This window comes from Candidatus Fukatsuia symbiotica (assembly GCF_003122425.1).
Classification (GTDB): Bacteria; Pseudomonadota; Gammaproteobacteria; order Enterobacterales; family Enterobacteriaceae; genus Fukatsuia; species Fukatsuia symbiotica.
Genome location: NZ_CP021659.1, coordinates 2413931 through 2436398, shown reverse-complemented (window position 1 = coordinate 2436398; position 22468 = coordinate 2413931). Strand labels below are relative to the sequence as shown.

The 22468-nt window shown below is 44.6% G+C and carries 22 protein-coding genes and 1 pseudogene; 11 read left to right on the top strand and 12 right to left on the bottom strand.

The window, feature by feature from the left end; genetic code table 11:
• On the bottom strand, positions 1-384 hold the full coding sequence (locus tag CCS41_RS11825) for an ArsC family reductase (protein WP_072551139.1): 384 nt from the start codon (positions 382-384) through the stop codon (positions 1-3).
• A 468-nt stretch (positions 385-852) separates the two neighbouring features.
• Between CCS41_RS11825 and CCS41_RS11820 the strand changes: the two genes are divergently transcribed.
• Together CCS41_RS11820 and amiC are read left to right on the top strand one after the other, a co-directional pair.
• Positions 853-1401: a chorismate mutase gene (locus tag CCS41_RS11820; protein ID WP_072551140.1), complete on the top strand. Its 549-nt coding sequence runs from the start codon at positions 853-855 to the stop codon at positions 1399-1401.
• A gap of 19 nt (positions 1402-1420) precedes the next feature.
• Positions 1421-2668, top strand: coding sequence for an N-acetylmuramoyl-L-alanine amidase AmiC (amiC, locus tag CCS41_RS11815; RefSeq protein ID WP_072551141.1), 1248 nt, complete (start codon positions 1421-1423; stop codon positions 2666-2668).
• A gap of 11 nt (positions 2669-2679) precedes the next feature.
• Here the strand turns inward: amiC and coaA are convergent, their stop codons facing one another.
• Positions 2680-3630, bottom strand: coding sequence for a type I pantothenate kinase (gene coaA, locus CCS41_RS11810; protein ID WP_072551142.1), 951 nt, complete (start codon positions 3628-3630; stop codon positions 2680-2682).
• A gap of 214 nt (positions 3631-3844) precedes the next feature.
• On the opposite strand from coaA, the gene CCS41_RS17280 reads away from it, so the two are divergent.
• Genes CCS41_RS17280 through CCS41_RS11800 form a run of 3 tightly spaced genes read left to right on the top strand, consistent with a single transcriptional unit; the run spans position 3845 to position 4666 of the window.
• Positions 3845-4024 carry an IS630 transposase-related protein gene (locus CCS41_RS17280; protein WP_119797471.1) on the top strand — a complete coding sequence of 60 codons (180 nt, stop codon included), beginning with the start codon at positions 3845-3847 and terminating at the stop codon, positions 4022-4024.
• Positions 4015-4209 (top strand): IS630 transposase-related protein, encoded by a 195-nt coding sequence (locus tag CCS41_RS17275; RefSeq protein ID WP_205411424.1) that lies wholly within the window; start codon positions 4015-4017, stop codon positions 4207-4209. The genes CCS41_RS17280 and CCS41_RS17275 overlap by 10 nt, the downstream gene beginning before the upstream one ends.
• Positions 4124-4666, top strand: coding sequence for an IS630 family transposase (locus CCS41_RS11800; RefSeq protein ID WP_240313755.1), 543 nt, complete (start codon positions 4124-4126; stop codon positions 4664-4666). Before CCS41_RS17275 ends, CCS41_RS11800 begins: the two co-directional genes overlap by 86 nt.
• Before the next feature lie 60 nt (positions 4667-4726).
• On the opposite strand, the gene priA is transcribed toward CCS41_RS11800, so the two are convergent.
• Complete coding sequence (gene priA / locus CCS41_RS11795; protein WP_072550840.1) at positions 4727-6925, bottom strand: primosomal protein N'; 2199 nt, start codon at positions 6923-6925, stop codon at positions 4727-4729.
• A gap of 195 nt (positions 6926-7120) precedes the next feature.
• On the opposite strand from priA, the gene rpmE reads away from it, so the two are divergent.
• Positions 7121-7336, top strand: a complete 216-nt coding sequence (gene rpmE / locus CCS41_RS11790; protein ID WP_072550841.1) for a 50S ribosomal protein L31 — start codon at positions 7121-7123, stop codon at positions 7334-7336.
• Positions 7337-7454: 118 nt separating this feature from the next.
• Here the strand turns inward: rpmE and metJ are convergent, their stop codons facing one another.
• The 6 genes and pseudogenes from metJ to dnaA form a co-directional block, all read right to left on the bottom strand.
• Positions 7455-7772, bottom strand: a complete 318-nt coding sequence (gene metJ / locus CCS41_RS11785; protein ID WP_072550842.1) for a met regulon transcriptional regulator MetJ — start codon at positions 7770-7772, stop codon at positions 7455-7457.
• A 310-nt stretch (positions 7773-8082) separates the two neighbouring features.
• Positions 8083-9334: pseudogene (locus CCS41_RS11780) on the bottom strand (dicarboxylate/amino acid:cation symporter).
• Positions 9335-9651: 317 nt separating this feature from the next.
• Positions 9652-12066 (bottom strand): DNA topoisomerase (ATP-hydrolyzing) subunit B, encoded by a 2415-nt coding sequence (gyrB, locus tag CCS41_RS11775; protein WP_072550843.1) that lies wholly within the window; start codon positions 12064-12066, stop codon positions 9652-9654.
• A 19-nt stretch (positions 12067-12085) separates the two neighbouring features.
• Positions 12086-13171: a DNA replication/repair protein RecF gene (gene recF, locus CCS41_RS11770; protein ID WP_072550844.1), complete on the bottom strand. Its 1086-nt coding sequence runs from the start codon at positions 13169-13171 to the stop codon at positions 12086-12088.
• A gap of 42 nt (positions 13172-13213) precedes the next feature.
• Positions 13214-14341: a DNA polymerase III subunit beta gene (gene dnaN, locus CCS41_RS11765; RefSeq protein ID WP_072550845.1), complete on the bottom strand. Its 1128-nt coding sequence runs from the start codon at positions 14339-14341 to the stop codon at positions 13214-13216.
• Between the two features lie 4 nt (positions 14342-14345).
• Entirely contained in the window at positions 14346-15734 is a 1389-nt protein-coding gene (gene dnaA / locus CCS41_RS11760; RefSeq protein ID WP_072550846.1) for a chromosomal replication initiator protein DnaA, read from the bottom strand.
• A gap of 399 nt (positions 15735-16133) precedes the next feature.
• On the opposite strand from dnaA, the gene rpmH reads away from it, so the two are divergent.
• The 5 genes from rpmH to mnmE are packed head-to-tail and all read left to right on the top strand — an operon-like array spanning position 16134 to position 19897.
• A complete protein-coding gene (gene rpmH, locus CCS41_RS11750) occupies positions 16134-16274 on the top strand; it encodes a 50S ribosomal protein L34 (protein ID WP_004871828.1) in 141 nt (46 codons plus the stop codon).
• 18 nt (positions 16275-16292) lie between these two features.
• A complete protein-coding gene (gene rnpA / locus CCS41_RS11745) occupies positions 16293-16637 on the top strand; it encodes a ribonuclease P protein component (RefSeq protein ID WP_072550847.1) in 345 nt (114 codons plus the stop codon).
• Positions 16616-16873: a membrane protein insertion efficiency factor YidD gene (yidD, locus tag CCS41_RS11740; RefSeq protein ID WP_072550848.1), complete on the top strand. Its 258-nt coding sequence runs from the start codon at positions 16616-16618 to the stop codon at positions 16871-16873. Before rnpA ends, yidD begins: the two co-directional genes overlap by 22 nt.
• A gap of 2 nt (positions 16874-16875) precedes the next feature.
• Positions 16876-18516, top strand: coding sequence for a membrane protein insertase YidC (gene yidC / locus CCS41_RS11735; protein ID WP_072550849.1), 1641 nt, complete (start codon positions 16876-16878; stop codon positions 18514-18516).
• Positions 18517-18526: 10 nt separating this feature from the next.
• Complete coding sequence (mnmE, locus tag CCS41_RS11730; protein ID WP_072550861.1) at positions 18527-19897, top strand: tRNA uridine-5-carboxymethylaminomethyl(34) synthesis GTPase MnmE; 1371 nt, start codon at positions 18527-18529, stop codon at positions 19895-19897.
• Positions 19898-19981: 84 nt separating this feature from the next.
• Here the strand turns inward: mnmE and fabF are convergent, their stop codons facing one another.
• The 3 genes from fabF to fabG form a co-directional block, all read right to left on the bottom strand.
• The gene (gene fabF / locus CCS41_RS11725; RefSeq protein ID WP_072550850.1) at positions 19982-21229 is read right to left on the bottom strand and encodes a beta-ketoacyl-ACP synthase II; all 1248 of its coding nucleotides are present in this window, start codon (positions 21227-21229) and stop codon (positions 19982-19984) included.
• Positions 21230-21319: 90 nt separating this feature from the next.
• A complete protein-coding gene (acpP, locus tag CCS41_RS11720) occupies positions 21320-21559 on the bottom strand; it encodes an acyl carrier protein (RefSeq protein WP_072550851.1) in 240 nt (79 codons plus the stop codon).
• A 155-nt stretch (positions 21560-21714) separates the two neighbouring features.
• Complete coding sequence (gene fabG / locus CCS41_RS11715; protein ID WP_072550852.1) at positions 21715-22458, bottom strand: 3-oxoacyl-ACP reductase FabG; 744 nt, start codon at positions 22456-22458, stop codon at positions 21715-21717.
• Between the last annotated feature and the right edge of the window lie 10 nt (positions 22459-22468).

The window sequence follows — 22468 nt, the reverse complement described above, 5'->3', positions numbered from 1 at the left end:
TCATGACGCCTCGGAAAAAAACTGTTGATAGCTAGCAGGATCAAAACCAAGCAGTACTCTACCGGAATATTCTTCCAACAAAGGTCGTTTAATCAGCGCAGGCTGTGCCAGCATCAAAGCTTTGGCTGCGCTGGCGTCAATCACCACCGCACGCTCTGCCTCACTTAATTTACGCCAGGTAGTACCGCGGGTATTTAGCAGAGATTCCCATCCCAGAGTATCAATAAAATCTTGCAGACGTTCCGCTGTTAACCCATCAACACGATAATCGTGGAATTTATAAGCAATAGCATGATCGTCCAACCAGGCGCGTGCTTTTTGAATGGTAGCGCAATTTCTGATGCCATAAAGACGGTACCGAATTTTTGCCGTGGTATTAAACATGGAAATATCCTCTAGAGCCTATTCGAAATCGTCATGAGCAATGCTCAGACAAGAAAATAGGCGAAAAAACGCAGTCACTTTTTATATACGATACCGAGGAAGCAAATAAGCATTCCGAACCCATTTCTGACGAAGTATCAGCGAATGCAGTAGATCTCGAACAGGCTCTCAAAAGAACACGCGAAACCAGTAGCCTATAATGCGGGAAAATGATAGACAAATCTAGCAGGCTATCTTTGATTTTCCTTACCCACAGCTAACTGACATGAGATAAACTTGCATTACGGGGGCTGATAATTTCTATTGGCTATATTAGACTTCCTGCGGAAACCGTCATTCGTTATATGAAGTCAAAGCGTGCAGAGACCTTCGTTAACATACGAATACATGAGGATTGCGAGCACCACGTAACGCCGAATTCACACCACGCAGCCGGTTATGCAAGAAGTCTATTAATGAGGAAAAATAATGCCAAGAATTTTGAAAATTTGGATGTTGGTGAGTTGTATGACAATTTTTTCGGTCAATGCCAGTGAAATGGATAAAGTATTTTCGCTAATTGATCAACGATTATCCTATATGAAAGAAGTGGCAGCTGATAAAGCTATCAAGCATCTAGCGGTTGAGGATCTCAGGCAAGAACAAAAAGTGCTACAGAAAGCAATGAGAACAGCGGAGGCGAACCATTTGGATGCGGATTCCGTTAAGCCACTTTTTACTGCATTGATGGAGACTGCTAAAGTCATTCAATATCGTTACCGTGCAGATTGGTTGACAACACCACAAATAGACTGGCAGCCAAGAAAATTGGAAGAAATACGCGCAGATATTGCGCTATCAAGTGATTTATTAATTAAAGAATTACGGCGAAGATTATCTGCTAATATCGGCTTCGATCAAGTCTCCCGTGACAGACTCATGCAAATCGTCGATGAGCCTAAGCTAAGTGATGCCGACAAAGAACGAATTTTCACCGCACTGCAAACAGTAAAGCTAAAAGCAGCAAAACTGACGTAATAATGACCTTGGGAGTATCATGGCAAATTCAATTTATAATCCTGAGCGTCGCCGTCTGTTACAGGCTATAGCAGCAAGTTGGATGCTGAGTGTCAGCAAAATTGGGTTCGCCGCCCCTGCACAGATTATTGCGGTACGGATTTGGCCTTCATCAACCTATACGCGGGTTACATTAGAATCGAATATCCCTCTCAGATACCGGCAATTCCTGTTGTCTAAACCGGATCGGATTGTCATTGATATTGAAGGTTTACATTTAAACGGAGTGCTTAAGGAGATCAATAGCCAGGTTCGATCAGCCGATCCCTATCTCAAGCGGATACGAGTAGGTCAGTTTAATAAAAATACATTGCGTTTGGTGCTCGAACTTAAACAAGGTATCAGTCCACAGCTTTTTACCTTGAAACCTATTGCGAAATTTCACCATCGTTTGGTAGTTGATCTTTATCCTGTCGCTGGCGTGACAACAGAAGACGATCCACTATTAGCTTTGTTGGAAGATTACAATAGAGGTAATTTAGAACGCACCCTGCCGGATAAATCACCATCAGCAGGTAAGGCGGGTCGCGATCGACCGATTGTCATTATGCTTGATCCTGGGCACGGTGGAGAAGATCCTGGTGCCATCGGCAAAAATAAGACCCGCGAGAAAGATGTTGTGCTACAGATAGCCCGGCGGTTGCGGACGCTGATACAGCGAGAACCCAATATGCAAGTTTATATGACTCGTAATGAAGATGTTTTTATTCCCTTAACCGTCCGTGTCGCTAAAGCACGCAAGCTACGTGCTGACCTCTTTGTTTCTTTGCATGCAGATGCTTTCACCAATCGCGCAGCTAAAGGATCATCGGTATTTGCGCTTTCAACCAAAGGTGCGACCAGTACTGCGGCACGTTTTTTAGCACAAACACAAAACGAAGCAGATCAGATAGGTGGAGTCAGCAAGAGTGGTGATCACTACCTGGATCACACGATGATTGATTTGCTACAAACCGCGACTATCAAGGATAGTGTGAAATTTGGTAAAGAAGTGCTCAAACGCATGGACAAGATCAATAAATTACATAAAACCCGTGTTGAACAGGCAGGATTTGCGGTATTAAAAGCACCGGATATCCCATCTATCCTCGTAGAAACCGCATTTATCAGTAATCTTGAGGAAGAACGAAAATTACGTACTAGCCACTTCCAGCAACAGATAGCTGAATCCGTATTTGCGGGTATTAAGGCTTATTTTGCTAATGGTGGGACAGCAGCCCGGCTGTAATAAAATAACCGTTACTTCCTGAGCCGCACACTTTCCACCGCATGATTAGCACTTTTCTTCATGATCAGGCTAGCCCGTTCACGGGTGGGTAGAATATTTTGTTTTAGGTTCAATCCATTTATCTCATCCCATAATTGGGTGGCTATCTTAATTGCCGCCTCTTCTGACAACCGAGCGTAGTGGTGAAAATAAGAATCTGGATTAGCAAACGCACCCTGTCTGAATTTAAGGAACCGATTGATATACCAGTTTTTTAATAAATTTTCAGGTGCATCGACATAGATTGAAAAATCAACAAAATCAGAAACAAATACATGGTGGGGATCATGAGCATAATCCATCCCACTTTGTAGCACATTCAATCCTTCTAATATAAGAATATCGGGCTGTTTAACGAGTTTATTACCATCGGGCACTACGTCATACATTAGATGTGAATAAACCGGAGCCCTTACCTGACAGGATCCTGATTTAATTTCAGCAATAAAATTGACTAAATTATGCATATCATAGGACTGAGGAAAACCTTTTTTTTTCATTAAACCACGTTCATGCAACACGTTATTGGGATGAAGAAAACCGTCGGTAGTAACAAGTTCAACACACCGATGCTCCGGCCAACGACTCAGCAATGCTTGTAATAGACGCGCCGTAGTACTTTTACCGACAGCAACACTGCCAGCGATGCCAATAACATAAGGAATTTTCTGCCCATCACTACCCAAAAATTGTTCCAGCACCGCCTGACGACGTAAGTTAGAGCTGATATAAAAATTAAGCAAACGTGATAGAGGAAGGTAAATTTGTGCAACTTCTTCTAATGATAAATCTTCATTAATCCCTTGAAGATTAATAAGTTCTTCTTCTGTTAATGTGAGTGGAACCGAATTACGCAAGGCTGCCCACTGAGTCCGATTGAATTCTAAGTAAGACATTGTCAACGATCGATCTTTTTTTATCATAAACCAAATTCTATCTGTTAGTGCAATGTAAGAAAGGCGTTATATATCGACCCTGGATAAAAACCAGGCTGCATATTATAGGGAGCTAAGTTTTTAGCGTAGATATTTTTTATCCTCTGAGCATTATTATCTTTTAATTCACGTAGCAGGTTATAGCGTAACGTATTAATTTTGATTACAATGTATAGCTAAATTATTTAACAGGGAGTTAGCGATGAGCCACTCTGTCGATTTTCGCCGTAAAGTTCTGGGTATTCGAGAGCAAGAAAACTTGAGTATCAGAGAGACCGCTAAACGCTTCCACATTGGTTCAGCTTCCGTTACCCGCTGGCTCAGTCGTATCGAGGTTAAAGCTTCTTCCCCCGTCGGCGTAAGCTTGATAAAGTGGCGTTAGCTGAAGATGTTGCACTTTATCCCGATGCTTACCAACGGGAACGGGCGGCGCGCTTTCAGGTGTGCCAGAAAGCCATTTGGCAGGCACTGAAAAACCTGGGTGTCACCTATAAAAAAAACCCTGCGTCATCCCAAGGCAGACGAAGAGACACGGCGTGCCTTCCAGGACACGATAGCCTGCTATAAAAAGCAGGGAAAACCGGTCGTTTATCTGGATGAAAGCGGTTTCGCACACGATAGGCCACGAACCCACGGTTATGCTGCACGAGGTCAACGCTGTTGGGGTACCCAGGATGGGCAGGCTAAGGGCCGGACAAATGTCATTGGCGCGTTACTGGGAACCGTCCTGATGGCGGTCGGCTTATTTTTTTGTTCCATTAACAGTGATGTTTTTTACGCCTGGGTTACCCAGCGCCTTTTGCCTACTCTTCCTCCTCATTGTGTCATCGTGATGGATAACGCCAGTTTCCACAAACGTCTCGACATTCAGCAGGCTATCAGTAAAGCCGGGCATCGGATTGAATATCTCACTCCCTACTCACCTGCTCTCAATCCCATTGAACATAAATGGGCACAAGCCAAAAGCAAAAGAAGGGACTTAAATTGCAGCCTTGACGCCTTATTCTCTCAATATAGTGCATAATCATTATTATGTCGTTCAGCCATATAGGCCTATTGTGGATACGAAATTTCATGAAAGCAATTAACTGTCTATAGGATCAACATCCAACGCCCACTTGACCTTTTTAGCCAGTGGCAACTCGGTGATTAATGGTCGAAAATGGCTCATTAGTTGCTGCAATCGGCAGCGTGAAGGATGCTGGAGTAACAATTGCCAACGAAAACGCCCACTCCGTTTTGCCTGTAAAGCCGTTACCGGCCCCATGATCCAGAGTGCATCATCTTTCAAAGAACTCGATTCCAGTAAATGACGCAATTGTTGTAAAAATAACATCGATTGCTGATTATCGTGATCCTCGCTACGCACGATGATATGGCGAGTATAAGGCGGTAAAAATGCGTTCTTCCGCTCTATTAACGTTTGTTCAGCAAAAGCTGAATAGCCCTGTTGCAACAAAATTTGCAGCAAAGGATGCTCAGGGTGATGTGTTTGCAAAAAGACTTCTCCTTGCTTTCCCGCTCGCCCTGCTCGACCTGAAACTTGAATATAAAGTTGAGCAAAACTTTCAGATGAACGAAAATCAGCCGAAAATAACGCACCATCTACATCTAACAGAGCTACTAGGGTAACGTCTGGAAAGTGATGTCCCTTAGCCAACATTTGTGTACCAATCAGAATACGCGCACCCCCTTGGTGAACATCATCCAAATATTTTTCCAGTGATCCTTTACGGCTAGTGGTATCACGATCGATCCGTGTGATAGGCGTATCAGGGAACAAAGGGCGCAAATCATTTTCTAATTGTTCAGTGCCCACACCCACAGAGAGTAAATGAGTAGAGCCACACTCTGGGCACTGTATCGTTATCGATCGTTGACTGTCACAATGGTGACAACGTAAATGCCGCTGATTTTGGTGCAGAGTATAATAGTGGTCACAGCGCTGACATTCAGCGATCCAGCCGCATTCATGACAAAGTAAAGCAGGCGCGTAACCACGACGGTTAAGAAATAACATAACCTGATTCTTGGCTTTCAGATGATCTCGCATCCGTTCTAGCAAGGGTTGAGAAAGTCCAACCTTAAGATGCAATCCTTTTATATCAATTAGATGATGGTTAGCAGCTGTGGCGTTACCGGCACGTTTGGATAACGTAAGCTGTCGATATTTTCCTAGCTGTACATTATGTAATGTTTCCAACGCCGGTGTTGCTGATCCCATGACGATAGGAATATTTTCTTCCCGCGCCCGAAATATGGCGAGATCGCGCGCATGATAACGCCAACCTTCCTGTTGTTTGTATGAATTATCGTGTTCTTCATCGATAATTATCCCACCGAGCTGCAAAAAAGGAGTGAACAATGCGGATCGGGTACCTATGACGATAGCTGCTTCGCCACTGCGCGCTCGTAGCCATACCGATAACCGTTCACTGTCGTTTAACGCTGAATGTAGTACCACAACGGGCGCGTTAAAGCGCTCACGGAAACGTGCAATAGTCTGTGGTGTCAAACCAATTTCAGGCACTAAAATCAGCGCTTGTCGCCCTTGAGAAAGAATATTCTCTAATATACTCAAATAGACTTCGGTTTTGCCTGAACCTGTCACGCCAGCCAGTAACCAGGCAACAAAATGTTGATCCTCGCGACCTATGGCTTCCACTGCTGCCACTTGCTCACTATTAAGCTGTAGACGCTCACCCATGCACGAAAATTGGCAACGCCAGTCAGTGCTTATCCTCTCTTGCTCGCATACTGTGATCAACCCTTTATCACTCAAGCTTTTCAAGGCAGCAGGGGTTAATCCCATTTCATTCGTTTGATGGCGATAAAGCGGTTGTTGTAACAAGGCAGCGAGTACCCGCTGTTGCCTTGGAGCAGATTTCAGGCTTTCTAGCGGCGTTGCTCGCCCTTGTTCAGTAACAACCCACTGACATAATGGCGTAAATTGAGCGGGCTTTCCTTGACGCAACAAGATAGGCAGCGCATGGAATAATACCTCCCCGATGGGATAATGATAATAATCAGCAGCCCAACAAAGAATGTGCCACAGGCTAACAGGGAATAGACTCTGACTATCCAGAATAGCCTCAATAGCTTTGAGTTTTTCGTAAGGCAATGTACTGGTTGTACTGATCCCGGTCACTATGCCAATGGCCTTACGTTTACCAAAGGGGATCCTCACACGGGCACCCACAGCAGGGGATATCACAACACTGTCTAATCGATAGTCGAAAGTCCGAGCCAGTGGTACCGGTAATGCAATTTGAAAAACGAGCATGACATCATCCTTACAATCTGTAGCACCGATTGCGCACAGAGTTAACTTCTTGTATGATCCGACGCCTTTGATACAATCCAGTATCGACGACAGAACGGTATCAACAGCATAATATCGTCATTACTATTGCCAACTACGTGTGGTGTCTGGCGGAACAAGGCCCGATAGCGACACGGCCTTCATTAGAGGTTTGCCATGAAAAAAGATATCCACCCTGAATGCCACACCATTACTGCAACTTGCTCTTGTGGTAATAGTATGAAGATCAGCTCTACCCTTGCTTGTAACCTGAACTTAGACGTTTGTGGTGCATGCCACCCATTCTACACGGGCAAACAGCGTGACGCTGCTACTGGTGGTCGTGCCGAGCGTTTCAGCAAACGTTTCAATATACCGGGCATAACACGATAACTTTACACACTAGATAGAAAGAAAAAACGCCGTAGGGCGTTTTTGATTTGCGTTTGTTTTAACTGCCGTCCGTATATCAGCCATGCCTCGATGAATAGGCCCGTGTGTAGTGGGCCTGTTAGTATTCCCAGGTATCAGGATTAAGTCCCAGTTCACGCATATATATTTTTGCGGCTTCAGGGATCTCATCGCTACGTTCTTTACGCAAATCGGCATCATTCGGCAGAGGTTGGCTGGTAAATGCATGCAAAAACGCTTCGCATAACAATTCACTATTAGTGGCATGGCGTAGGTTATTGACTTGGCGCCGGGTTCGCTCATCAGTGAGTATTTTCAATACGTTGAGCGGAATGGAAACCGTAATTTTTTTGACCTGTTCACTTTTTTTGCCGTGTTCAACGTAAGGGCTAACATACTCGCCGTTCCACTTCGCCATGAGATACCTTAAATTTATCGAAAATACTATATTATGAAAACCGGCTCAGGCCGTCATCACGGTTTGTTCGACGCCACGCTATTGAGGATGCTTTTTTCAGCCAGAAAGACCGTAATGTTAGCTGTTATTATTGTTTTTCTCAATCTACACATCAAGATGTACTGGACTTCTTGCAAAGCCGTAGTTCGTTATACGAAGTCAAAGCACCTGGCACACAACTGCACGGCACATACGGACACATGGGGATCACGAGCACCACGTAACGCAGAATTTACAACACACAGCACCACGCAGTGGGTTTTGCAAGAATCTAGTGTTTACTTGAAAGTGTCCTTTGCAACTGCTCATTATCCAGTTGATTACAACATTTTGCGACAACAATAGTTGCCACACCATTACCCACCAAATTCGTCAGTGCTCTGCCTTCCGACATAAAGCGGTCAATACCCAAAATCAATGCAAGACCCGCCAATGGTAAATGGCCCACTGTTGATATAGTCGCTGCTAGCACAATAAAACCACTACCCGTTACCCCTACTGCGCCTTTCGATGAGATCAGCAGTACCACCAGTAAGGTTAACTGATGCATAAGATCCATAGGTGTGTTGGTAGCTTGTGCAATAAACACCGCCGCCATAGTTAAATAGATCGCAGTACCATCCAGATTAAAAGAGTAACCGGTTGGTAGTACTAACCCAACCACTGATTTTTCACAGCCGATTTTTTCCATTTTTTCCAACATCCGCTGAAACACAGATTCAGTGGAACAAGTACCCAACACAATCAGTAGCTCTTCTTTGATATAACGAATAAAGGCGAAGATACTGAAACCGTTGGCTCTAGCAATCATACCTAATATCACAACCACAAACATGACACAGGTTGTATAAAAACAGGTAATCAACTGACCTAATTGTAGCAATGAGCCAATACCGTATTTACCGACAGTAAACGCCATTGCTCCAAATGCGCCCAATGGGGCCAATCGCATGATCATATTGGTGATGCCGAAAATAACTTGCGAAAAACTTTCAACAACATTGAAAATCAATCGGCCTTTTTCACCTAAACGATGCAGTGTGAAACCAAACAATATCGCCAACAGCAATATTTGTAGAATATTCCCACCGACAAAAGCACTAGCAAAACTATTGGGGATCATATCCAACAGGAAAGAGGCAATCCCTTGCTGCGAAGCTTGCTCAGCATAGGTAGCAACAGCTTTAACATCGAGTGATGTGGGATCAACATTCATGCCCACGCCAGGTTGCACAATGTTAACAACAACCAAACCGATAATTAGCGCCAAGGTGCTGACAGCTTCGAAATCAAGTAGCGCAATGGCACCGGTACGCCCAACTGCTTTCAGATTTTCCATACCGGCACCGTTACCACGGCACAAAAAAGAATTGATGGAATAATCATTTTGATAAGTTTTACAAACCATCACCGAGTGCTTTCATTTGGATACCCAAGCTAGGGTAGAAATAAGCTAACAGGACACCTAATATGATCGCGATTATTACTTGAAGATATAACCTGTTAAATATTGAAGTTTGCATATTATCCTTGAGAGTAACGACGTGTTTCTCATCCGGATTTTTTCATCTATATCACGGACGCGCTAACACAAAAATTAGCACTCACATAATAATATGTAAAAACTAATATGTAACAAACAATTGATATAGCAGGGGCCATATAATAGGGTTGGCTTGATAAAAAATATTATTTAATATCAATATATGAATGTAAACTTTACAATCAATTTATACAGCTTATGTTATATATTAAATCTATTAATTTAATGTGCTCATTTCATCCCAAAAAAATCCAGAGATAGATACCCTACTCTGGATTTTGATCATCAGCAAAACCATTAAATATCGATATTGGCGGCTCTCAACGCATTTTCTTCAATAAAAGCACGGCGGGGCTCCACCGCATCGCCCATAAGAGTAGTGAACAGTTGATCAGCAGCAATGGCATCCTTTATCATGACACGCAGCATACGACGACCTGCGGGATCCATTGTGGTTTCCCATAATTGATCAGCGTTCATCTCTCCCAAACCTTTATAGCGTTGGATCGTCAGGCCGCGACGGGATTCTTTCACCAGCCAATCCAGAGCCTCTTCAAAACTATCCACAGCTATACGACGCTCACCCCGCTCAACAAACGCGCCCTCTTCTAATAAACCACGTAGTTTTTCACCCAACTGGCAAATTTTTCGGTACTCACCTCCGTGGACAAAATCAAAATCCAGATTGTAATCAGTATCGACCCCGTGGGTACGAATACGCAGCACCGGTTCAAACAGCGAGCGTTCACGATCCTCATGCACTATGGAACTATAACTACTACCCTGTTGTTCTTTTGCATTCAATAACGTTACCAAAGAATCTATCCATTGTTGAACGGTTTCTTTATCGGTCAACCCCTTTTCTTTTAAGCTTGGCTGATAAATCAGACTATTCAACAGAGCACGTGGGTAGCGCCGCTCCATACGGTTAATGGTCTTCTGTACGCTATAATGTTCTGCAATCAATTTTTCTAATGGCTCGCCAGCCAATGCCGGTGCATAGGCATTGGTGTGTAACGCCGCACCGTCAAGAGCCAAAGACAGCTGATACTGCTCCATTGCTTCATCATCTTTGATGTATTGCTCTTGTTTGCCTTTTTTGACTTTATACAAGGGTGGCTGCGCGATAAATATATGACCACGCTCAATAAGTTCTGGCATTTGGCGATAGAAAAAGGTCAATAACAAAGTGCGGATATGTGAACCATCGACATCGGCATCGGTCATAATAATGATGCTGTGATAACGCAATTTCTCTACATTATATTCATCACGCCCGATACCACAGCCCAGAGCAGTTATCAGTGTCGCCACTTCCTGCGAAGAGAGCATTTTATCGAAACGGGCTTTTTCTACGTTTAGAATTTTACCTTTCAACGGCAAAATTGCCTGATTTTTGCGATTGCGACCCTGTTTAGCCGATCCACCCGCAGAATCCCCCTCTACAAGATAAAGTTCCGATAACGCGGGATCACGCTCCTGACAATCGGCCAGCTTACCCGGTAAACCGGCCAGATCTAAAGCACCTTTACGACGCGTCAATTCACGGGCTTTACGTGCGGCCTCGCGGGCGCGGGCCGCATCAATAATTTTGTTCACTACGATTTTAGCGTCAGCCGGATTTTCCAGTAAATATTCTACTAGCTTCTCGTTCATCAGGGTTTCAACCGCGGTTTTTACTTCGGAGGAAACCAGCCTATCTTTGGTTTGTGAAGAGAATTTAGGATCCGGCACTTTCACGGAAACCACCGCAATCAGACCTTCGCGGGCATCATCACCCGTAGCGCTGATTTTTGCTTTTTTGCTGTAACCTTCTTTATCCATATAGCTATTCAGCGTGCGGGTCATTGCGGTGCGAAAGCCCACTAAATGGGTACCCCCGTCACGTTGTGGGATATTATTGGTAAAACAGTAGATGTTTTCTTGAAAACCATCGTTCCACTGTAATGCTACCTCCACACCGATATCATCTTTGATGGTAGAAAAGTAAAATACTTTCGGATGGATTGGGTTTTTGTTTTTATTCAGATATTCGACAAACGCCCGGATACCCCCCTCATAGTGGAAATGATCTTCTTTATCGCTACGTTTGTCCTGTAGCTTAATGGAGATACCGGAATTAAGAAAAGATAACTCCCGCAAGCGTCTGGCCAGCGTTTCATATTGAAACTCTGTGTTATTGGTGAAGGTCTGCAAACTTGGCCAGAAACGTACCTTAGTACCCGTTTGTTGTGTTTCACCAACAATTTTAAGGGAAGTCTGTGGTTCTCCCATCATGTAAGTCTGTTCGTGTACTTTCCCTTCACGATGGATAACCAATTCTAGTTTTTCTGACAACGCATTCACTACCGATACGCCAACACCGTGCAAACCACCAGAGACTTTGTAGGCGTTATCGTCAAATTTACCACCCGCATGGAGCACCGTCATAATGACCTGTGCCGCAGACACGCCTTCTTCTTCGTGCAAACCGGTTGGAATACCACGACCATCATCCTGTACCGATACCGAGTTATCCGCATGAATGATCACCATAATCTCTTTACAATGACCAGCGAGAGCTTCGTCAATCGCATTATCGACAACTTCGAATACCATATGGTGCAGACCGCTGCCGTCGTCAGTATCACCGATATACATGCCCGGACGCTTACGAACCGCATCCAAACCTTTTAATACCTTGATACTTGAAGAATCATAAGTATTTGACATCAACGTTTCTCACTTATTTTTAATTCTGTGGTTGAATCTCAATTTTGCCATGTTCCACACGGAACATCTTGTCCTTATTACCAAGCATATCGGCAATGTGTTCGGCGCTAAGCGCACTAACAAATACCTGTGCTTGGGTGGCTTGCAGACGTTCGGCCAATAAACGCCGACTATCAGTATCCAGTTCGGAAGCAAAATCATCAAGCAGATACAGGCAAGGTCGCCCGCTCTGTTGGGTGAAAAACTCACCCTGTGCTAATCGCAATGCGTAAAGCAGTAATTTAAGCTGACCACGTGATAGCAAATCTTCGACTGGCGTATCATTGATCCGAATGCGTAAATCTGCTTTATGTGGCCCTGACAGGGTATAAGTTAACATTCGGTCACGCTCAAACTGGCGCTCCAGTAATTCACCGTAGTCACTTTCTTTATCCCAGCCACGTTGAAAAGAAATATTCAGCGTAAACTCTGGCAAGAATAAGGCGCAGGTCGCGGTAATATCGGCTGCAATGGCATTACAATACGCCGCTCTCCAGTCGCTAATACGTTCAGCCAGTGGAATAATTTCCCGATCCCAAATACGAATCTGCGCATAGTGACTCGCCTGCCGTAGGGCCGCGTTGCGTTGTTTAAATAATCTTTTTAGATTATTCCAGGTAGTAAAAAAATTTGCATCATTATGAAAACAACCCCAATCCAGAAAAGCACGCCGATATTTTGGTCCCCCGTTTAATAAGGTAAATCCTTCTGGGCTGATTAATTGCATCGGCAGTAATTGCGCCAACTCAGCCACTCGATGCCCATCAGTGCCATCAATTCGCACCTTGGTATTACCTTGACGATCTTTACTCAGACCCACCGATTGTTTGCATTCACCGTTTTCCATTCGACCATGAAGTATAAATTCTGCGCAATGATTACGGATCACACGCCCTGCTTGCAAACTGCGAAAGGCTCTACCATGACCAAGGGCATAAATGGCTTCCAGCACACTGGTTTTACCGCTGCCATTCGCGCCGATCAGAAAATTAAATCCCCCAGCTAATAACAGATCTGCCGATCCGATATTACGAAAATTGTGGATAAACAAACGGGTTAATGCCATTGAGTTGGATCAACTTATAGATTAAAAATGTATTATTCAAAATTAAAGACGCATTGGCATAACAACGTAATCTGCGGACTGTGCCAAGCTAGCCCCATCTTTAATTTGTACACTAGATTCAGGATTCGTCAGTAACAGATGTACTTTTTCACATTTCAGGGCATTGAGTACATCAAGTATATAACTCACATTAAAACAGATTTCTAACTTATCTCCTTCATAACTGACATCGAGGATTTCTTCGGCTTCTTCTTGCTCTGGATTATTTGCCGTGATATTGAGCTGATTATGTGCAATCTGGAGTCGAACACCGCGACACTTTTCACTGGATAAAATCGCCGCACGCGAAAATGCCTGTTTCAGTAAACCACAGTCCGCCTCAACGGTTTTATTGGGGTTCTTTGGTAATACAAGCCGATAGTCAGGGAAACGACCATCAACCAATTTACAAGTAAAAATGAAATCACCTACATGAGCACGAATATAATCTCTGCCAATTTCTAGATCTAATCTGGTGTCTCCACCATCTAATAAACGTACTAACTCCATGACCCCTTTACGGGGCACTATCACCGGATACGAAGACTCACCAACAAGTGTCGAACAAATAACCTTATTAATAGGCATCGAACAGACAGCCAAACGATGACCGTCAGTCGCTACCGTACGTAACATTTCATTTTCGGTTTCGAACAACATCCCATTGAGGTAATAACGTACATCTTGATGCGCCATCGAGAATTGAGTAGACTCGATCAACCGCTTCAGCGTCGCCTGAGGCAATGTGAACTTTACCTTGCTCTCCCAACTCTCTCTATTAGGGAAATCGCTAGCCGGTAGCGTCGTGAGTGAAAAACGGCTACGCCCCGAACGCAGCAACAAACGCTCACCATCCAGCTCCACCGTGATTGTTGCCCCTTCCGGCAAACCACGCCAGATATCAAGAAATTTTCGCGCAGGCACAGTCGTCGTCCCAGGCTCATGAGCCTGTGATAAGGGTACCTTGGCTACCATTTCTATTTCCAAATCAGTGCCAGTCAGTTGCAAAGTGCCTGCGGTCACTTGCAGCAATACATTGCTAAGAATAGGAAACACGGGGCGTCCAGATAATGGGCTACTGACCTGTTGTAGCGGCTTCAGCAAATCTTCACGTTTAACGATGAATTTCATAACGTTAGGAGGATAAGGTTCTAATTAAATTTAAAAAATCTTCTTTGATGTCGTGATCTTCTTCGCGTAATTGATGGATTTTTCGACAACCATGCAACACGGTGGTATGGTCACGGCCACCAAAGGCATCACCGATTTCAGGTAAGCTATGGTTGGTAAGCTCTTTGGCCATTGCCATCGCCATTTGTCGTGGACGAGCCACCGATCGAGAACGTCGTTTAGAGAGCAGATCGGCAACTTTTATTTTATAATATTCAGCCACTGTTTTTTGAATATTATCAATAGTGACAAGCTTGTCTTGCAGTGCCAGTAGATCACGCAACGCTTCGCGTACAAAATCAATGGTGATCGCCCGACCGGTAAAATTAGCGTTAGCAATCACTCGATTCAACGCGCCTTCCAGTTCACGCACATTAGAACGCAAGCGTTTCGCAATAAAAAATGCCACTTCCGCTGGCAGACGAATATCGTTTTCATCTGCTTTTCTCATCAAGATAGCAACGCGGGTTTCCAGTTCTGGCGGCTCAATAGCGACCGTCAACCCCCAGCCAAAACGCGACTTCAAGCGATCTTCTACCCCATTAATTTCCTTCGGGTAGCGATCCGAAGTCAAAATAATCTGCTGATTACCCTCCAACAAAGCGTTAAAAGTATGAAAAAACTCTTCCTGAGAACGTTCTTTGTTAGCAAAAAATTGAATATCATCGATGAGTAACGCATCAACTGAACGATAATAACGTTTAAATTCTTCAATCGCATTATTCTGCAGTGCTTTAACCATATCCTGCACAAAGCGTTCAGAATGCATATACACCACTTTCGCATTGGCCTTGTGAGCGATAATACCGTTACCCACCGCATGCAGAAGATGAGTTTTACCTAAACCAGTACCACCATATAGAAATAAGGGGTTATACGCGGCACCCGGATTATCAGCAACCTGACGGGCTGCTGCACGTGCCAATTGGTTAGATTTACCTTCAACAAAATTATCAAAGGAATGTTTTGGATTAACATTCGAACGATAGGCATGTTCAGGTTGAGCAGGAGAACTGTCCCAACTTGGATGAGCAGGGGCACTGCGGATCACTGGCTCAGCAAGCACATCAACACTCGCCACCCCCGGTTGGCTAATCGTTGAAGTAATAGACTTGCTACCCACTTCAAAACGCAACAAGGGCACATCTGCTCCGCAAAAATCATTAAGCAAACCATTGATATTATTTAAATATTTATCACAAACCCAATCTAGAACAAAGCGATTTGGGGCGTAAAGCGCTAGCGTGTTGTCACTCAGTTCCGCCTGTAACGGGCGGATCCACATACTAAATTCTGTGGCAGGTAACTCATCCTGCAATCGGGCAAGACATTGCTGCCAAAGCGAAAGTGACACGGCGAACTCCACTCTAACAAAATCAACAAAAAAGAAGAAAAAAGAAACCAGACACTGTCCAATCCCAAAATACAAAATTAACCACATGGCAGGAGATAATAGCGCAAACGAAGCAATAGATCCTCCCCTTCCTGACAGATTAAATACTTTTTATCCACAGGCTGTCAGATACGCCACGGTTGCGGCACTCTCTTTGAAGTCATACAATTCGCTACGGCTTTGTAAGCAGTCTAATTTTTCATCTACAGACCAGAAAAAATCACGCCGACACGATCCTTGCGATTTTAGTGGGAGTCAGTATAATCGCCGCCTCTGCCCCACGACAGCGGATTAATGCCAGCTTGGGTGGCAACTGTTTAATAATCTACAATCATCCATCCTTATTTAGGTAAAATCGTTATGAAACGCACCTTCCAACCCTCCGTACTGAAGCGTAACCGTAGCCATGGTTTCCGTGCTCGTATGGCTACTAAAAATGGTCGTCAAGTTCTGGCTCGCCGTCGAGCAAAAAGCCGTGCTCGTCTGACTGTTTCCAAGTAACAAAGCTCACCGTCTCACGTGGTTAAGCTAGCATTTTCCAGGGAGTTACGTTTGTTAACTCCTTCTGATTTCACCTTCGTTTTTCAGAAGCCACAACGTGCCAGCACGCCGCAGCTCACTGCGCTCGGGCGCCTAAGCGAACTGGGGTATCCCCGTCTCGGGCTTGCTGTCGCTAAAAAGCATGTCAAACGCGCCCATGAGCGTAACCGGATTAAGCGCTTAACCCGGGAAAGCTTCCGTTTACATCAGCACCAGTTGCCTTCTATGGATTTTGTGATCCTAGTTAAAAAAGGTGTAGCTGACCTGAGTAATCCTGATTTGACGCAAATGTTGGAAAAATTATGGCGTCGTTATTGTCGCTAGGCTGCCGCGCCCTAATCGGGCTGATCAGAGGTTATCAGCGTGTTGTCAGTCCACTGTTCGGGCCACGTTGTCGCTTTCATCCCACGTGTTCTGATTACGCCCTTGAAGCCCTGGGCAAGTTCGGCGTGATAAAAGGCAGTTGGTTAACACTGAAACGCGTATTAAAATGCCACCCTTTAAACTCCGGTGGCTATGATCCCGTGCCACCCAAGTCCGAAGATAACAGAGAACACTAACGATGGATTCGCAACGCAATCTTCTTCTTATCGCTTTTTTGTTCGTGTCTTTCATGATCTGGCAAACCTGGCAAGTGGATAACAATCCGCAACCTGCCATGCAGATTACGCAACAGAGCACGAGCGCAATCAGTGGTGATACTACCCGTAGTGAAAACCAAACAATACCTACCGGTGGTCAAGGACAACTTATTAAGGTAAAAACTGATGTACTGTCGTTGACCATCAATACACGTGGTGGCGACATTGAACAGGCTAACCTCTTAGCTTATCCTGATACACTGGGTTCCAATAAAACTTTTGAGTTATTAGAAACCACACCCGCTTTTATTTACCAGGCACAAAGTGGCTTGACGGGTAAAAATGGTCCAGATAATCCGGCTAACGGTGACCGTCCACTTTTTCATGCTACTCAGCTAGATTTTGTCCTGGTAGATGGTCAGGATGAGTTGCGCATCCCACTGACTTTCACTAGCAAAGACGGCTCCGTCTTTACGAAAACCTTTGTGCTACAACGCAATAATTATGCGATTAGCGTTGATTATCAGGTGAAAAACGTCTCTGCGACTCCGTTGGAATTAACCCTGTTTGGTCAATTGAAACAAAGCATCAATTTACCTAAACACCGTGATACCGGCAGCAGTAATTTTGCTTTGCATACTTATCGTGGTGCGGCTTACTCTTCTGATGACACTAAATATCAGACATATAACTTCAGTAAAATCGAAGATGCTAATTTAGAAGTGATGACCCAAGGTGGCTGGGTTGCAATGTTACAGCAATACTTCGCAACAGCCTGGATCCCGGGCGCGAACGTCACTAATACTTTTTATTCCCGTAAGCTAGACAATGGGTTGGCGGCTATCGGTTTCAAAAGTGCGCCCGTGGTTGTACAACCTGGTGAGCAAAAACAACTCGCTGCCACGTTATGGATTGGCCCAGAAATTCAAAACCAAATGGCAGCCATTGCCCCTCACCTTGATTTAACCGTAGATTATGGCTGGTTATGGTTTATCTCGCAGCCACTGTTTAAATTGTTGCAATTTATCCAGGGCTTTATCGGTAACTGGGGTTTTTCCATCATCGTGATCACCTTTATCGTTCGTGGGATTATGTATCCACTGACTAAAGCACAATACACTTCAATGGCGAAAATGCGAATGCTTCAGCCTAAGCTGACTGCCATGCGTGAACGTATCGGTGATGACAAACAGCGCATGAGTCAAGAAATGATGGCGTTGTACAAAGCTGAAAAGGTCAATCCACTGGGTGGCTGTTTGCCATTAATCATTCAGATGCCAATCTTCCTGGCACTGTACTACATGTTGATGAGTTCTGTTGAATTGCGTCATGCGCCCTTTATACTGTGGATACACGACCTATCAGCGCAAGATCCATACTATATTTTGCCGATCTTGATGGGTATCACCATGTATTTTATCCAAAAAATGTCGCCGACCACTGTCACCGACCCCCTACAGCAGAAAATCATGACATTTATGCCTGTTATCTTCACGGTGTTCTTCCTCTGGTTTCCTGCAGGCCTAGTGCTCTACTATATCGTCAGTAACCTGGTCACCATTCTGCAGCAGCAGCTGATTTATCATGGTTTAGAAAAACGTGGCTTACACAGTCGTGGATAGACTTTTTGAGATAACCGATGAACACAGCGATACGATAGTCGCGCAAGCCACACCTCCAGGACGAGGGGGTATTGGTATTTTGCGAGTTTCTGGCCGTGCGACCAAGGAAGTAGCACAAGCAATATTGGGGAAGTTACCTCGTCCACGCTATGCCAACTACCTGCCATTTCATGATACTGACGGCAGTATACTCGATCAGGGAATTGCTATTTACTTCCCCTCTCCTCATTCTTTTACTGGAGAAGATGTGCTTGAGTTGCAGGGGCACGGTGGTGCGGTTATTTTAGATTTATTACTAAAACGTATTTTGATGCTACCTGGTTTGCGTATCGCGCAACCTGGCGAATTTTTAGAACGGGCTTTTCTCAACGACAAACTCGACTTGGCTCAGGCGGAAGCCATTGCTGATTTGATTGATGCTAATTCGGAACAAGCGGCGCGTTCAGCCGTCAATTCGTTACAAGGCGCTTTTTCAAATCACATTAATCGATTAGTAAAGACACTCACGCATCTACGGGTCTATGTCGAAGCAGCGATAGATTTTCCAGCTGAAGAAATAGATTTTCTATCCGATGGAAAAATTGAAGTACAGCTTAACAGGGTATTAGACGATTTAAAAGCAGTACAAACCGAAGCTCGCCAAGGCAGCTTATTGCGTGAAGGAACGAAAGTGGTGATTGCGGGTCGTCCCAATGCAGGTAAATCTAGCCTACTCAATGCATTAGCTGGGCGTGAAGCAGCAATAGTCACCCACATAGCCGGTACAACACGTGACCTATTGCGCGAGCATATTCACATCGATGGTATGCCACTACATATTACTGATACTGCGGGGCTGCGCGAAACCAGCGATGAAATAGAAAAAATAGGTATCGAACGTGCCTGGAATGAGATCGAACAGGCCGATAACCTGTTATTCATCGTTGATAGTACCACTACCCTAGCCACAGAGCCTACCGATATCTGGCCAGAATTTGTCGAACGGTTACCCACGACCTTGCCCATCACGGTGGTACGTAATAAAGCGGATATTACCGGTGAACAAATTGGTTTAACCCAAATGAAAGGGCACTCACTGATTCGTTTATCAGCTCGTACTGGCGAAGGTGTTGATCTATTGCGCACACATCTTAAACAAAGTATGGGTTTTACCAGTAACACAGAAGGGGGGTTTCTGGCTCGTCGTCGTCACTTACAAGCATTAGAAACGGCGGCTCAGCACTTGATAAACGGACACCAACAGTTAGTGAACGTGCAAGCGGGTGAATTATTAGCCGAAGAACTACGTTTAGCACAACAGGCTTTGAGTGAGATAACGGGTGCATTCGGATCGGATGACTTACTAGGGCAGATTTTTTCCAGCTTCTGCATTGGCAAGTAGGCACTAGAAAAAGCACATGCCCGGGAAAACCGGGCCTTGACTTCACATAACGAACGACGGTTTTGCAAAAAGTCTATTGCGCTGTCAACCGGTGATTTTACGAAAAACTAAAGAACCATTCGTACCACCAAAGCCAAAAGAATTGCATAAGCTGTATTCTATATTTTTTTTATCACGGGCTTCATGTGGGACAAAATCTAAATCACAACCTTCGTTCTGATTATCCAAATTAATCGTTGGCGGAATGGCTCGGTCACGCAACGCCAATATAGAAAAAATAGACTCTATCGCACCCGCCGCACCTAAGAGATGTCCCGTCATCGATTTGGTTGAACTGATCATCACCTTACGAGCATCGCCAACAAAGACCGATCTCACTGCTGCCGTTTCCGCTTTATCACCAGCAAGCGTGGAAGTGCCATGCGCATTGATATAACCAATATCCTTAGGCCCCACGCATGCATCACGCAACGCATTTTTCATCGCTGACGCGGCACCCGCACCGTCATCCGGCGGCGAAGTCATATGATGGGCATCACTGCTCATACCAAAACCCACCACTTCTGCATAAATTTTTGCGCCACGTTTTTTCGCATGTTCATATTCTTCCAATATCACGATACCGGCACCATCGCCCAAAACAAAACCATCACGGTCTCTATCCCAAGGGCGGCTAGCCGCTTGCGGATCGTCATTTCGAGTTGACAATGCACGCGCGGCACCAAATCCACCGACCCCCAGTGGAGTACTGGCCTTTTCTGCACCACCCGTAATCATCACATCAGCGTCATCGTAAGCAATGATACGCGCAGCATGACCAATATTATGCACACCGGAAGTACAAGCAGTAGTGATAGATATACTCGGACCACGTAGACCATATCTAATACTTAGATGACCAGCGATCATATTGATAATAGTGGAAGGAACAAAAAATGGGCTGATTCTCCGTGGGCCACATTTAATCAGGTGCCCGTGATTTTCTTCGATCAAACCCAAACCACCAATACCTGAACCAATGGCCGCACCAATACGCGAAGCATTCTCCTCAGTCACTACAAGGCCACAGTCCTCCATGGCCTGTATCCCAGCAACTACCCCATATTGTATAAAGGTATCCATTTTTTTGGCATCTTTCGGTAAAATAAGATCTTGACACTCAAAATCTTTTACTAAGCCAGCAAATCGTGTTGTATAGGCGCTAGTATCGAAATGCTCGATCGAGCAGATACCACTCTTACCAGCAAGCACCGCTTCCCATGTACTCTCAACTGTATTACCGACGGGAGACAACATGCCCAGCCCCGTGACCACAACTCGACGCTTAGACACAGCCGTCCTCCAAGGAGGGAAATTAAAGAAGTTATCCAAAAAACTCAGGCGATCGAATGACCGCCCAGATATGTCCGTTTGCTGCTAAAGTTATGTGCCCTGATGTGCTGTGATATAGTCAACAGCTGCCTGAACCGTTGTAATCTTCTCCGCTTCTTCGTCTGGAATCTCAGTATCAAATTCTTCTTCCAGAGCCATTACCAATTCGACGGTATCCAGGGAATCCGCGCCAAGATCATCCACAAAAGAAGACGCTAAAGTAACCTCTTTTTCTGTAACACTCAGTTGTTCAACGATGATCTTCTTAACACGTTCTTCGATAGTGCTCATGTTCTTAAATTTCCTATCAAAACTCGCTTACGCGATGGTTCTCGTAGTTTATAAAATGTTGAAAAAGATGCAACTAAATCTCGGCTGGTCAAACCACTATTTTACGCCATTATGCGATTTTCACGGCAAATAACGCAAATAATTTTCACAGTTTCTTAAATCATACACATGCCACCACTGACATGTAACGTTTCACCAGAAATATAACTGGCTTCAGCTGAAGCCAAAAATGCAACAGCACTGGCAACTTCTTTGGCACTGCCAAGTCTATTGGCAGGGATTTGTGTTAAAATGCCTTCACGTTGCTCTTCTGTCAATACCTCCGTCATATCCGTCTCGATAAAACCCGGTGCTACAACATTAACAGTAATGCCACGTGTAGCAACTTCACGTGCCAACGATTTGCTGAAACCAACAACACCTGCCTTAGTGGCGGCATAGTTAACCTGCCCTGCATTACCCGTGGTGCCAACCACCGAACCAATGGTAATGATACGACCAAAACGTTTTTTCATCATAGCTTTCAATACCGCTCTTGACAGATGAAATATCGAGGTCAAATTAGTATCCAAAACATTCTGCCACTGCTCGTTTTTCATACGAATTAGTAAGTTATCAGCTGTGATACCGGCATTATTCACTAAAATATCAATTACGCCACATTCACCATAAATGTCTTTAATGCCTTCCATCAGCTTGTCGATCGACACAGGATCAGCAACGTTCAACACAAAACCCTTGCCTTTTTCACCCAGGTAGCCATCAATATCTTCAACACCCTTTTTACTGGTCGCAGTACCAAACACTCTAGCACCGCGTTCAGCTAACAACTGCGCGACCGCACGGCCAATACCACGGCTAGCACCCGTTACCAGCGCAATTTTTCCTTCAACGCTCATGTCATCCTCT

Bases quoted from the DNA above. Each gene is read 5' to 3' on its own strand.
- acpP (WP_072550851.1), bottom strand. From the start codon at position 21,559: ATGAGCACTATCGAAGAACGTGTTAAGAAGATCATCGTTGAACAACTG.
- CCS41_RS11820 (WP_072551140.1), top strand. From the start codon at position 853: ATGCCAAGAATTTTGAAAATTTGGATGTTGGTGAGTTGTATGACAATT.
- dnaN (WP_072550845.1), bottom strand. From the start codon at position 14,341: ATGAAATTCATCGTTAAACGTGAAGATTTGCTGAAGCCGCTACAACAG.
- amiC (WP_072551141.1), top strand. From the start codon at position 1,421: ATGGCAAATTCAATTTATAATCCTGAGCGTCGCCGTCTGTTACAGGCT.
- metJ (WP_072550842.1), bottom strand. From the start codon at position 7,772: ATGGCGAAGTGGAACGGCGAGTATGTTAGCCCTTACGTTGAACACGGC.
- priA (WP_072550840.1), bottom strand. From the start codon at position 6,925: ATGCTCGTTTTTCAAATTGCATTACCGGTACCACTGGCTCGGACTTTC.
- coaA (WP_072551142.1), bottom strand. From the start codon at position 3,630: ATGATAAAAAAAGATCGATCGTTGACAATGTCTTACTTAGAATTCAAT.
- CCS41_RS11825 (WP_072551139.1), bottom strand. From the start codon at position 384: ATGTTTAATACCACGGCAAAAATTCGGTACCGTCTTTATGGCATCAGA.
- yidC (WP_072550849.1), top strand. From the start codon at position 16,876: ATGGATTCGCAACGCAATCTTCTTCTTATCGCTTTTTTGTTCGTGTCT.
- CCS41_RS17280 (WP_119797471.1), top strand. From the start codon at position 3,845: ATGAGCCACTCTGTCGATTTTCGCCGTAAAGTTCTGGGTATTCGAGAG.
- rpmH (WP_004871828.1), top strand. From the start codon at position 16,134: ATGAAACGCACCTTCCAACCCTCCGTACTGAAGCGTAACCGTAGCCAT.
- gyrB (WP_072550843.1), bottom strand. From the start codon at position 12,066: ATGTCAAATACTTATGATTCTTCAAGTATCAAGGTATTAAAAGGTTTG.
- rpmE (WP_072550841.1), top strand. From the start codon at position 7,121: ATGAAAAAAGATATCCACCCTGAATGCCACACCATTACTGCAACTTGC.
- recF (WP_072550844.1), bottom strand. From the start codon at position 13,171: ATGGCATTAACCCGTTTGTTTATCCACAATTTTCGTAATATCGGATCG.
- fabG (WP_072550852.1), bottom strand. From the start codon at position 22,458: ATGAGCGTTGAAGGAAAAATTGCGCTGGTAACGGGTGCTAGCCGTGGT.
- yidD (WP_072550848.1), top strand. From the start codon at position 16,616: ATGGCGTCGTTATTGTCGCTAGGCTGCCGCGCCCTAATCGGGCTGATC.